The following is a 12,385-nucleotide window of genomic DNA, read 5'->3' as shown; positions in this document are numbered from 1 at the left end:
GGCCTCGTCCTCAAACGCCGGACGGGCTGAGTAACTCAGCCCCTCCGGCGGGTGAGGAGCGGGGGTCCAGGGGGCAGAGCCCCCTGGCGGGGTCGAAGGGGCGGAGCCCCTTCAAGGACGGGACGGGTAGGGGCGGCGGGGGCGAGGAAAACCCCGGGGCCGCGGAGCATCACGGTTACCTGGCCGGCTGGGCCGTGTTGTCAGTCGTGGCCGATACGCTCGCGGCATGGCTGTGAACACGTCCCCCGAATCGCCCCTGCCCGTCGGTGAGGTGTCGCGGCTCATCGGGGGGTGGATCGATCGGCTCGGGGCGGTGTGGGTCGAGGGGCAGATCACGCAGTTGTCGCGGCGCCCCGGTGCCGGCGTCGTGTTTCTGACGTTGCGGGATCCCTCGTACGACATCTCCGTCAGCGTGACCTGCTATCGGCAGGTCTTCGACGCCGTCGCCGGCGTGGTGAGCGAGGGCGCCCGCGTCGTCGTACTCGCCAAGCCCGAGTGGTACGCGCCCCGTGGCCAGCTCTCCCTGCGTGCCACCGAGATAAAGCCCGTCGGCGTCGGCGAGCTCCTTGCCCGGCTGGAGATGCTGAAGAAGGCCCTCGCCGCGGAGGGGCTCTTCGCACCGGAGCGGAAGAAGCCGCTGCCGTTCCTCCCGCAGCTGATCGGCCTCGTCTGCGGACGCGCCTCCGCCGCCGAGCGGGACGTGCTGGAGAACGCCCGCCACCGCTGGCCCGCCGTCCGCTTCGAGGTGCGCAACGTCCCCGTGCAGGGCGTGCACGCCGTACCGCAGGTCGTGCAGGCGGTGAAGGAGCTCGACGAGATCGACGACGTGGATGTGATCATCGTTGCCCGAGGCGGCGGCAGCGTGGAAGACCTGCTGCCCTTCTCCGACGAGCAGCTGGTGCGGGCCGTCGCCTCATGCCGTACGCCGGTGGTGTCCGCCATCGGGCACGAGCCCGACAACCCCCTCCTCGACCACGTCGCCGATCTGCGGGCCTCCACTCCGACCGACGCGGCCAAGAAGGTCGTACCGGACGTGGGTGAGGAGTACGAGCGGGTGCGGATGCTGCGCGACCGGGCCCGGCGGTGTGTCGAGGCGTACATCGAGCGGGAGGAGCGTGGGCTCGCGCATGCCCTCGCGCGACCCTCGATAGAGGATCCGCACCGGATGATCGACGAACGGGCCGATCACGTGACCTCCCTCCTCGACCGAAGCCGGCGCTGCCTCGGCCACCTCCTCGACCGCGCCGAGTCGGAGCTGACGCACACGCACGCGCGCGTGGTGGCCCTCTCCCCCGCGGCGACCCTGAAGCGGGGCTATGCGGTCCTGCAGAAGGCCGACGGGCATGTGGTCCGTGACCCGGGCGAGGTGACGGCGGACGAGGCGCTGCGGGCGCGTGTCGCCGAGGGGGAGTTCTCCGTACGAGTTGATGGACCGGCCAGTTGATGGACCGGCCGTACAAGTCGATGGACCGCGCGATGCATAGGGTGGGCGAATGACCAGCAAGGTGGAAGAGGCCCTCGGGTACGAGCAGGCCCGGGACGAGCTGATCGAGGTCGTACGGCGGCTGGAGGCGGGCGGTACGACGCTGGAGGAGTCCCTCGCGCTGTGGGAGCGGGGCGAGGAGCTGGCCAAGGTGTGCCGGCGCTGGCTGGAGGGGGCCCGGGCGCGGCTGGACGCGGCGCTCGCCGAGGAGGCCGAGGCCGAGGCGGGGCAGGAGGACGGCGGCGACGACGGGCGTTGACGCCTGGCCGGGGCTGTGAGGCGGATCACCAGACCCCAGTCTTTGTTGAAGCTTGAACTTGTCTCGCGTACCGTCGACGACGACAACCGGTCCCCGGTCCGCTTATGCCCTGGGTCCGCTTACGCGCACGACGAACATCCCGAGAAGGTTCACGTATGTCTCTCGTTCTTGACTCCGCCGCCCAGGACCTGCTGTTCCGCGAGGCCCGCACCGCGAACTCCTTCACCGACGAGCCGGTGACCGAGGAGCAGGTCCAGGCGATCTACGACCTGGTCAAGTACGGCCCCACCGCCTTCAACCAGACCCCGCTGCGCATCACCCTGGTCCGCTCCGCCGAGGCCCGTGAGCGTCTGGTGCAGCACATGGCCGAGGGCAACCAGGCCAAGACCGCCGCCGCCCCGCTGGTCGCGATCCTGTCCGCGGACAACGAGTTCCACGAGGAGCTGCCGGCCCTCTTCCCGGCGTTCCCCCAGGCCAAGGACCTCTTCTTCAGCGAGCGCGCGGCCCGCGAGAACGCCGCCGGGCTGAACGCCGCCCTGCAGGCCGCGTACTTCATCGTCGGCGTCCGCGCCGCCGGGCTGGCCGCGGGCCCGATGACCGGCTTCGACTTCGAGGGCGTCCGCAAGGAGTTCCTGGACGACGACCACACCCCGCTGATGGTCGTCAACATCGGCAAGCCGGGCCCCGACGCCTGGTACCCGCGCTCCCCCCGCCTGGAGTTCGACCAGGTCATCACGACCGTCTGAGTCGACCCGAGCACCCAGCGGGCACCGATCCCGCGCACACGAGAGGCCCCCGGCGCTGTCGCCGGGGGCCTCTCGTCGTCAGCCAAGTGGTCAGCCGAGTCATCAGCCAAGTCGTGCGCGGACGGTCACTCCGCCTTGAGCGCCTTCGCCATCTGGGTCAGCTGCTCGAACGAACCCGTGCCCGCCACCACGGTGGTCGCGCCCTTCTCCTGGTGCACGAGCGCGTCGTACCGCCCGCCCGTGTACCGCGTCCACGTCCGGTCGCCGATCTCCTCGGTCACCTTGGTCGCCTGCCCGCCCCGGGTGGCCTCCTCCAGGAAGGTCGCCGGCTTCTCGGCCGACTGCTCGACCTGCACGTACTGGCCACCCGGGACGTGGAAGCCGAGGTGCCAGGCGTCGAAGTCGTCGCCCTTGAAGCGGACGGACGTCGCCTTCCAGGTGTCGGGCAGGCCCTGGGGCGCGAGCACGGGGTAGGACGCCGCGCGGCGGGCCGTGAGCAGCTCGACGCGGTAGTCGACCCGCGGGAGGTCGGGAGCGCCGTCCTCATGGGGAACGAAGAGATAGATGACCCCCGCCGCGAGCACGGTCACTCCCAGGGAGAGGACCATGTTGCGGACCGACTTCTGCTTGCCGTTCGAACCTGCCACGCCCCCTATCGTCGCAGGTGCCCCGCCTGCTCATCCGTGGGGCCCCCTGCTCATTCTGTCCGCCCGAGGATAGAGTCAGGGAGGTCACCCTCATCCGGCCGTCGTCGTATCAGAAAGGTGCGCTCCGATGACCGAGAATCATCATCATTTGCCGTCCGAGCTCGAAGTACCCAGCGAAGCCCCCGACCGCAACCTCGCCCTGGAACTGGTCCGCGTGACCGAGGCAGCGGCGATGGCCGCGGGCCGCTGGGTCGGGCGCGGCGACAAGAACGGCGCCGACGGTGCCGCGGTGCGCGCCATGCGGACCCTCGTCCACACCGTGTCGATGAACGGCGTCGTCGTCATCGGTGAGGGCGAGAAGGACGAAGCGCCGATGCTCTTCAACGGAGAGCGGGTCGGCGACGGAACCGGGGCCGAGGTCGACATCGCCGTCGACCCGATCGACGGAACCACCCTGACCGCGAAGGGCATGCCCAACGCGATCGCCGTGCTGGCCGCGGCCGACCGGGGGTCCATGTTCGACCCGTCCGCCGTGTTCTACATGGACAAGCTGGTCACCGGCCCCGAGGCCGCGGACTTCGTCGACATCAACGCGCCCGTGTCCGTGAACATCCGCCGGGTCGCGAAGGCGAAGCGGTCCACGCCGGAGGACGTCACCGTCGTCATCCTCGACCGGCCTCGCCACGAGGGCATCATCAAGGAGATCCGGGATGCGGGTGCGCGCATCAAGCTGATCTCCGACGGCGATGTCGCGGGGTCCATCTACGCACTGCGTGAGGGCACCGGCGTCGACATGCTGCTCGGCATCGGCGGTACGCCGGAGGGGATCATCTCGGCCTGTGCCGTGAAGTGCCTCGGCGGCACCATCCAGGGCAAGCTGTGGCCGAAGGACGACGAGGAGCGACAGCGGGCGATCGACGCCGGGCACGACCTCGACCGGGTGCTGCTCACCGACGACCTGGTCGCCGGGGACAACGTGTTCTTCGTCGCGACCGGGATCACCGACGGTGAGTTGCTGCGGGGTGTGCGGTATCGGTCGGAGACCGCGACCACCGACTCGATCGTGATGCGGTCGAAGTCGGGGACGGTGCGGCGGATTGATTCCGAGCACCGACTGAGCAAGCTGCGGGCCTACAGCGCGATTGATTTCGACCGCGCGAAGTAGTGCGTAGCGCCTGAGAGCTCGGGACTGCGGATCGTCGGCGGCTACCGGTTGTGTGTGGTTGATCGCGCCCACGCGGCGGAGCCGCACATCGATGCAGCCCCGCGCCCCTTGGGTTGGCCCGCTCCCCTTGGTCAAAAAGGGCGCCCCCGGTGCGGAGGGGGCGCCCTTTTTGTTGCTCAGCCTGCCTGCGCTATGCGGTTCGTCGCCCTCGCCGCCTTCTTCAGTTCCATTTCGCGGCGGCGGCGCCTGGCCAGGACCACTCGGCGCTCTGCTGCCGTGAGGCCGCCCCAGACGCCGTACGGTTCGGGCTGGAGGAGGGCGTGTTCGCGGCACTCGACCATGACCGGACAGCGGGCACAGACTCGCTTGGCCGCCTCCTCACGGGAGAGGCGGGCCGCGGTGGGCTCCTTTGAGGGGGCGAAGAACAGGCCGGCCTCGTCGCGGCGGCACACGGCCTCTGTATGCCACGGGGCGTCTTGGTCCCTGTCTCGCACTGGCACCCGCTGGGCCGGAACGGCAGCTACCTGCAGGGACGAATGCGGCGGTTGCAGCACGGTCTACTCCTGACGACGGCTTCGCGAGCGAGAGACGATGCAGCAAGGTCTACCCGCTGTACGCGCGCCTATGCAGTCAGTTCCGAACCGCTGGATTTCGGGGGGTCCAGCGGGCCGCCGTACGGCTATCGGGAGGGCTGGGGAGCCGGGTCGGAGGAGGTCCGATTCACAACCGTCAATGATCCAGATGCTTGCGCAAACTCTTGTCGACCTTGCGCTGAACGCGATCGAGGATGTCCGCGACGAACTTCCCCCGCTTCGGCCGGCCCTCGACGTTGCCGAGCACGGCCCAGCCGTCGACATGGACGACCGGCGCCTCGGGGTCCTCCGCGTCGAGGTGGTCCACCTCGAAGTTGCCGAGGACACCGCCGCCGGTGCCGCGCAGCGAGACGTTCTCCGGGACGCGGACCTCGACGCTGCCGCAGACCGAGAACGCCCGGATCACGATGTGCTGGTACGCGAAGAGCGCCTCGCTGAGGTCCAGCTCCACGCTGCCGAAGATCGCGTACGCATGGATTCGGCGGCCCGCGCGCCAGCGTCCCCTGCGGACGGCGCTGCTGAAGACCGCGACCACGTTCTCGTCGGGGTCGGCCGGGATCGCGCCGGGGGCGGGGCGGCTGGGGGCGGGGGCATGGGGTGCGCGGCGCTCGTGGGCTGCGGGCAGGTCCCGTATGAAGACATCCAGTTCACCGACCGTCTTGGCCGCCAGCGCGCCCTCGACGCGCTCGGCGTGCTCGTCGGCGGTGAGGCGGCCCTCGGCCAGGGCGTCGCGCAGGATGTCGGCGATCCGGTCGCGATCGGCGTCGGAGGCACGGAGCTCGGTGGCGGCAGCGGGCACGGTCTGCTTCTGAAGGTCCACGACAGCAGCGTACCCAAACACGATAGATCGCGATACCCCTGTGGATGACGCGCAGGATTCCGAACTGAGCCTTACCTCACAAGCTTCCGGGCTTGGACAGGTTCTAGGCTGATGAGGCCGCCAATGGAGGCGGTTGCCGTCTGTCGAGTGAGGAATGGGCTGAGATGCCTGAGTTCGCGTACACCGATCTGCTCCCCATGGGAGAGGACACCACCCCGTACCGGCTGGTGACCTCCGAGGGTGTCTCCACCTTCGAGGCCGACGGGCGGACGTTCCTCAAGGTCGAGCCGGAGGCGCTGCGCAAGTTGGCCGAGGAGGCCATCCACGACATCCAGCACTATCTGCGGCCCGCGCACCTGGCCCAGCTGCGGCGGATCATCGACGACCCCGAGGCGTCGAGCAACGACAAGTTCGTGGCGCTGGACCTGCTGAAGAACGCGAACATCGCGGCGGCCGGTGTGCTGCCGATGTGCCAGGACACCGGTACGGCGATCGTGATGGGCAAGCGCGGGCAGAACGTGCTGACCGAGGGTGGCGACGAGGCGGCCCTCAGCCGTGGCATCTACGACGCCTATCTGAACCTCAACCTGCGCTACTCCCAGATGGCTCCGCTGACCATGTGGGACGAGAAGAACACCGGGTCGAACCTGCCGGCGCAGATCGAGCTGTACGCCACCGACGGCGGCGCCTACAAGTTCCTGTTCATGGCGAAGGGCGGCGGCTCCGCCAACAAGTCCTTCCTGTACCAGGAGACGAAGGCCGTTCTGAACGAGGCCTCCATGATGAAGTTCCTGGAGGAGAAGATCCGTTCGCTGGGTACGGCCGCCTGTCCGCCGTACCACCTGGCGATCGTCGTCGGCGGTACGTCCGCCGAGTACGCGCTGAAGACCGCGAAGTACGCCTCCGCGCACTACCTGGACGAGATCCCGGCCGAGGGCTCACCGCTCGGGCACGGCTTCCGGGACAAGGAGCTGGAGGAGAAGGTCTTCGAGCTGACGCAGAAGATCGGGATCGGCGCGCAGTTCGGGGGCAAGTACTTCTGCCATGACGTGCGGGTGGTGCGGCTGCCGCGGCACGGCGCCTCCTGCCCCGTCGCCATCGCCGTCTCCTGCTCCGCCGACCGTCAGGCCGTCGCGAAGATCACCGCGGAGGGCGTGTTCCTGGAGCAGCTGGAGACCGACCCGGCGCGGTTCCTGCCGGAGACGACCGACGAGCACCTGGCTGAATCCAATAGCGGCTCCGCCGCGGGGGACGGTGACGTCGTCAAGATCGACCTCAACCAGCCGATGGACGACATCCTCGCCGAGCTGACCAAGTACCCGGTCAAGACCCGGCTTTCGCTCACCGGTCCGCTGGTCGTGGCCCGCGACATCGCGCACGCCAAGATCAAGGAGCGGCTGGACGCGGGCGAGGAGATGCCGCAGTACCTGAAGGACCACCCGGTGTACTACGCCGGGCCGGCGAAGACGCCCGAGGGCTACGCGTCGGGTTCGTTCGGCCCGACCACGGCCGGGCGCATGGACAGTTACGTCGAGCAGTTCCAGGCTGCGGGTGGCTCGAAGGTGATGCTCGCGAAGGGCAACCGCAGCAAGCAGGTCACGGACGCGTGTGGCGCCCACGGCGGGTTCTACCTGGGGTCCATCGGGGGGCCCGCTGCCCGTCTCGCCCAGGACTGCATCAAGAAGGTCGAGGTCGTCGAGTACGAGGAGCTCGGCATGGAGGCCGTCTGGAAGATCGAGGTCGAGGACTTCCCGGCGTTCATCGTGGTCGACGACAAGGGCAACGACTTCTTCCAGGACCCGGCGCCTGCGCCGACGTTCACGTCGATTCCGGTTCGGGGGCCTGGGCTCGCGTAGCGACTGTGGTGCGGCGGGGATGGAGTTCGCCCCCGCCGCCCCTACCCTTCCCGTCCTTGAAGGGGCTCCGCCCCTTCTACCCCGCCAGGGGGCTCTGCCCCCTGGACCCCCGTCGGCCCTGAACGGGCCTCGTCCTCAAACGCCGGACGGGCTGGAATGCCTGGACCGGCACCGGGAAGTGACCGCCGCCGCAGTGAGGCAGAGCCCCCAGCGGGTGGGCGGGGGATCGGGATGGCGGAGCTCGTCCTCAAACGCCGGACGGGCTGAAATGCGTCGGTCGGTTTGACCAGTGACTGTTGACTCCGCTGGCACATCCCGGGCCCCGTTCACCGTTTCCTCACCGCCGCTCCCTCGCAAAACCTGCCTCGACTTCCCCACACTGGGCGCTGAGTAACTGGCAGACTACGCATGGCAGTTGACTCAGCAGTGGACAGCAGCCACGCAGGGGACACGGGGGATGCTCATGGAGGAGCAGTTGGCCGTCCTGGCGGCGACGGCCGCCAACACGGTGGTGAGTTCGCTCTCGACCGACGCTTGGGCGCGGGTGAAAGAGCTGGTCGTGGGCGTGTGGCGGCGGCACCGCCCGGACGAGGCGTCCGCTGCCGAGTCCGCGACGGACGCCGCCCTCGACGTACTGCGCGACTCGCCGAGCGACGAGGAGGAGTCCCGGCTCGTCGAGGCATGGCAAGAGCGTTTCCGTGCCCTGCTCGACGCCGAACCGGCGGCCCGCCGGGCGCTCGACGCCCTGGTCGATGAACTCGCCGCCGAACGGGGCGAACCGGACGATGCCCCGGCTCAGCGCATCGATATGCACGCCGAGGCGAAGGATGGCGGAACGGTCTATCAGGCCGGCCGTGACATGCACGTCAAGCCGACATGACCTCCCCGGACGGCGCCCGGCAGCGGTCGGTGGAGGTCGTGCTGCGCGCCGAGGCGACCGAGCACGGCACCGTCTACCAGTCCGCCCAGAGCATGATCGTCGTGCAGGGCGATGTGAACAGTCACCGGCACGATCACTACCACCACGCCGGTGACGAGTACGACCGGACGAGCAGCCCGGCGACGACCCATGTGTGCCCCTATCCCGGGATGCGGGCGTTCCGGCTGGACGAGGCGGAGTGGTTCTTCGGGCGCGAGGACGTGGTCAGCCAGGTGCTGGCCCGGCTCCGGGGGTGTCTGACCGAGCACAAGCCGCTGGCCGTCGTCGCGCCGTCCGGTGCGGGCAAGTCCTCGGTGCTGCGGGCCGGGCTGTTGTGGGAGCTGGCCAAGGGGCAGGTCGAGGGCTCGGCGAAGTGGCGGCAGCTGCTGTTCACGCCGACGTCCGACCCGCTCAGGGCGCTGTCCGCCGGCCTCGCGCAGGTCGCCGGGGTCGACGAGGCGGTGGTCGAGGAGGCGGTGGTCGGGCAGGCTGTGGGGGACGAGCCGCACGCGCTTCCCCAGCTGTTGCGGGAGCGGCTGCGCCTGGCGCCGGGCGAACGGCTGGTGCTCGTCGTCGACCAGTTCGAGGAGCTGTTCACGGCCTGCGAGGACGAGCCAGCGCGCCACCGGTTCGTGGCGGCGCTCGCCGCACTGACCGAAGGCACCGAGGCCGCGGAACCCGTCGCCCTCGCCGTCTACGGCCTGCGCGCGGACCACTACGGCTCCTGTCTCGCCTTCCCGCATCTGCGGGACGTCCTGGACACCCATCAGGTCATCGTCGGCCCGATGGACGAGGAGGACGTGCGCAAGGCCGTGACTCTCCCGGCCGACCGGTGCGGTCTCAAGTTCGGGCAGGGGCTTGTCGATCTGATCCTGCGCGACCTGCGCGGCACGGCCTGGCGGGACGAGGACACCGCCTACGGATCCGGTCAACTGCCTCTGCTCGCCCACGCGTTGGAGCGCACCTGGCTGGGCCGCAGGGGCGACACCCTCACCGTGGACAGTTACCGCGACACCGGAGGCATCGACGGCGCCATCGAGACCACCGCGCGGAACGTGTTCCGGCAGCTGACTCCGGCCGCGGGGGCGGCGGCGCGGCCGTTCTTCCTCGGCCTGGTCAGGATCGGTGAGAACGGCGAGGTGTCCCGTCGCCGCCGCCCCCTGCGTGACCTGCGACGTACGGCCACCGACCCGGCGGCGGTGGACGAGCTGGCCGACCGGTTCACCGAGGCGCGGCTGCTCACCCGGGGTGTCGCGCACAACGAGGCCACCGTGGAGGTCACCCACGAGGCACTGCTGTGGGCCTGGAAGGAGCTGCGCGACTGGATCAAGGCGGCCGGTCAGCACGGTGTGATCCGCCAGGAGGTGGAGGAAGCCGCCTCCGCCTGGGACAACGCCGGCCGCGGCGACTCCACGCTCCTGTACCGGGGCACCCGGCTGGAACGGGCCCGGACCTGGGCCGCGGACCACCGGCACGACGCCCCGCCGCTGGCCACCGCGTTCCTCACCGCCTCACAGCGGCAGCACCGGCGCGCCCGGCTGATCCGGCGCGGCGCGATCGCGACGATCGTCGTCCTGTTGCTGCTCGCCTCGGGACTGGCGGCGTTCGCCTTCGACCGCCGGAGCGAGGCGCTCGCGCAGCGCGACGCCGCGATCTTCGACCGGGTGACCGCCGAGGCGGACCGCCGGCGCGACACCGACAGCGCCCTCGCCGCGCAGCTCGACCTCATCGCGTACCGGATGCGGCCGACGGCCGCGCTGCGCACGCGGCTGATGCAGGGAGCGGGGACGATTCACGCCACTCCGCTGCCGCAGCGGTTCGACACGGTGTACTCGGTCACCTTCGGTCCGAAAGGCCGACTCGCCACGGGCACGAGCAAGGGCGGGCTGCGCATCTGGGATGCCTCGGAGCCCAGCCGCCCCGCCCCGCTGACCGGCTCGATCAAGACCGGGCCCGGACCGACGGGGCCGACCGCGTACAACGAGCGGGGCGATCTGCTGGCCGTCGGCGACGGCGGCAGCCTGCGGATGTACGACGTCTCCGACGCCCGGCACCCGGTGGCCCTCTCGCCCCTGGTGCCGGTGTCGAAAGGCCCGGTGTGGAGTCTGAGCTTCAGCCCTGACGGGCGGACGCTGGCTCTGTCGACGTACTACCAGGGCGGTGCCACACCGACCGGCACCGTCGAGTTGTGGGACGTGGCCGAACCGAGGCAGCCCCGTCGGCTGAGCACCGTCCACTCCGTCGTGGCGCAGATCATCGCGTCCACGGCGTTCAGCCCGGACGGCGACACGCTGGCCGTCAGCGGCGGCACCGGGCCGGGCACCTCCCGGTCGAGGCTGCTGCGGCTGTGGGACGTCTCGGATCCGGACCGCCCCAGGGCACTCGGGGGTGCGCTCGGCGGTCACGGCGACTACATCGTCAACCGGGTGGCTTACAGTCCCGACGGGCGGACGCTGGCCAGCGCCGGGAGCGACAACCGGGTCGTCGTCTGGGACGTGTCCGATCCGGGCCGCCCGAAGGTGGCGAACACACTCTTCCTCAACAGCCCGGTCATGTCGGTCGCTTTCAGCCCGGACGGGCGGATCCTGGCCACCGGGGACAACTCCGGGGCCGTCCACCTGTGGAACGCGGGAGCGCCCGGTTTCACCAGGGTGCTCGGCCCTCCCCTGCGCGGACACACCACCGCGGTCAACAACCTCGCCTTCGACGCCACCGGCCGCACCCTCGCCAGCAGCGCGGCCGACGGGCGGGTACTGCTGTGGCGGCTGCCCGCCACGCTGAGCGTCATGAGCGGGGGCCAGAGCGTCGAGGCGATGGCGGTGACCTCCGACGGGCGGCTGCTCGCGGCCGCGTCCGGCAACCAGGTCACCCTCTGGGACGTCTCCGACCCCACCCGTCTGACCCCGCTGGGGAAGCTCCCGCCGTCGCGTGCGACCGTCAACGCCCTCGCCTTCCGGCCCGGTCCGTCCCGAAGTCCCCTGCTGGCCACCGGCGACTTCGGCGGCGATGTACGGCTGTGGGACCTGTCGGCTCCGGCTCGGCCTCTGCCGGTCGGCACGGCGCTGCCCGGCCAGACGAAACAGGTCGGGGCCCTGGCCTTCGACGCGGCCGGGCGCTCGCTGGTCGCCGCCACCATGATCCTCAGGGGGGACCAAGCGGGCGGGCTGCGGGCCTGGGACGTCTCCGACCCCAGCCGACCCGACCCCCTGGGCGACGGCGAGGTGCGGGGACAGCAGTTCCCGCTCAGGGGCCTGGCCGCCGCGCCCCGAGGGGGCTACCTCTACACCGCCGACACCGCCGGCTACCTGCGTGTCTGGCGCATGGCCGACGGCGAAGCGCCTTCCCTGACCGGTGAAGTGCTCAGCCCCCAGAACGTCCTCTCCCTCGCGGCCGACCCCCGCGCGCAGCTGATAGCGACCGGCGGCGGGGACAGCAAGGTCAGGCTGTGGGACGTCTCCCGGCCCCGCTCACCGGCGGCCGTCGGGGAACCCGTGCTCAGCGGAGGCATCACGAGCAGTGTCGCTTTCTTCCCCGACGGCACACTGCTCGCCAGCGGCAACGCCATCGGCCAGATCCGGCTCTGGGACGTCTCCGATCCGGCCCGCACCAGCGCGTACGGCTATCCGGTCAACGGCCACGGCGGAGCCGTGTCGGCGCTCGTCCCCAGTCCACGCGGCGGCCACCACCTCATCACAGGTGGCATGGACGGCACCGTACGCCTCTGGCAGACCGACACCGCCCGTGCCCGGACGCTTCTGTGCGCCTCGACGCGGCACGCCATGACCCAGGACAACTGGAAGAAGTACGTGTCGCCGGACCTGCCGTACGAACCGCCCTGCGGGGGCTGACAGGCTGCGCGATCCTGAAACGGGAATAGGCCTCAGGGGCCACGTGCTC

Annotated in this window: 10 protein-coding genes; 7 read left to right on the top strand and 3 right to left on the bottom strand. The window is 70.4% G+C overall.

Annotated features, from left to right (window positions below):
- Window positions 1-226 precede the first annotated feature (226 nt).
- The 3 genes from xseA (at window position 227) to EHO50_RS25400 (ending at window position 2,488) form a co-directional block, all read left to right on the top strand.
- A complete protein-coding gene (xseA, locus tag EHO50_RS25410; protein ID WP_128433459.1) occupies window positions 227-1,444 on the top strand; it encodes an exodeoxyribonuclease VII large subunit in 1,218 nt (405 codons plus the stop codon).
- 49 nt (window positions 1,445-1,493) lie between these two features.
- Window positions 1,494-1,742, top strand: a complete 249-nt coding sequence (locus EHO50_RS25405) for an exodeoxyribonuclease VII small subunit (RefSeq protein ID WP_128433458.1) — start codon at window positions 1,494-1,496, stop codon at window positions 1,740-1,742.
- Window positions 1,743-1,897: 155 nt separating this feature from the next.
- The gene (locus EHO50_RS25400; RefSeq protein WP_128433457.1) at window positions 1,898-2,488 is read left to right on the top strand and encodes a malonic semialdehyde reductase; all 591 of its coding nucleotides are present in this window, start codon (window positions 1,898-1,900) and stop codon (window positions 2,486-2,488) included.
- A 125-nt stretch (window positions 2,489-2,613) separates the two neighbouring features.
- Here the strand turns inward: EHO50_RS25400 and EHO50_RS25395 are convergent, their stop codons facing one another.
- Window positions 2,614-3,135: a DUF4245 domain-containing protein gene (locus tag EHO50_RS25395; protein WP_128433456.1), complete on the bottom strand. Its 522-nt coding sequence runs from the start codon at window positions 3,133-3,135 to the stop codon at window positions 2,614-2,616.
- A gap of 127 nt (window positions 3,136-3,262) precedes the next feature.
- Here EHO50_RS25395 and glpX point away from each other — a divergent pair, with 127 nt between their 5' ends.
- Window positions 3,263-4,300, top strand: a complete 1,038-nt coding sequence (gene glpX / locus EHO50_RS25390; protein WP_128433455.1) for a class II fructose-bisphosphatase — start codon at window positions 3,263-3,265, stop codon at window positions 4,298-4,300.
- 176 nt (window positions 4,301-4,476) lie between these two features.
- Here glpX and EHO50_RS25385 read toward each other — a convergent pair whose 3' ends face one another.
- Window positions 4,477-4,854 (bottom strand): WhiB family transcriptional regulator, encoded by a 378-nt coding sequence (locus EHO50_RS25385; RefSeq protein WP_128433454.1) that lies wholly within the window; start codon window positions 4,852-4,854, stop codon window positions 4,477-4,479.
- A 175-nt stretch (window positions 4,855-5,029) separates the two neighbouring features.
- Window positions 5,030-5,713, bottom strand: coding sequence for a DUF1707 SHOCT-like domain-containing protein (locus EHO50_RS25380; protein ID WP_128433453.1), 684 nt, complete (start codon window positions 5,711-5,713; stop codon window positions 5,030-5,032).
- Window positions 5,714-5,877: 164 nt separating this feature from the next.
- Here EHO50_RS25380 and EHO50_RS25375 point away from each other — a divergent pair, with 164 nt between their 5' ends.
- From EHO50_RS25375 to EHO50_RS25360, 3 genes are all read left to right on the top strand, one after another.
- The gene (locus EHO50_RS25375) at window positions 5,878-7,569 is read left to right on the top strand and encodes a fumarate hydratase (protein WP_128433452.1); all 1,692 of its coding nucleotides are present in this window, start codon (window positions 5,878-5,880) and stop codon (window positions 7,567-7,569) included.
- A 463-nt stretch (window positions 7,570-8,032) separates the two neighbouring features.
- Window positions 8,033-8,449, top strand: a complete 417-nt coding sequence (locus EHO50_RS25365; RefSeq protein ID WP_128433450.1) for a hypothetical protein — start codon at window positions 8,033-8,035, stop codon at window positions 8,447-8,449.
- On the top strand, window positions 8,446-12,336 hold the full coding sequence (locus EHO50_RS25360; protein ID WP_128433449.1) for an nSTAND1 domain-containing NTPase: 3,891 nt from the start codon (window positions 8,446-8,448) through the stop codon (window positions 12,334-12,336). Before EHO50_RS25365 ends, EHO50_RS25360 begins: the two co-directional genes overlap by 4 nt.
- Window positions 12,337-12,385 lie beyond the last annotated feature (49 nt).

This window comes from Streptomyces cyaneus (assembly GCF_004028635.1).
Lineage (GTDB): Bacteria > Actinomycetota > Actinomycetes > Streptomycetales > Streptomycetaceae > Streptomyces > Streptomyces cyaneus.
This window is presented reverse-complemented; position numbering and strand designations above follow the sequence as displayed.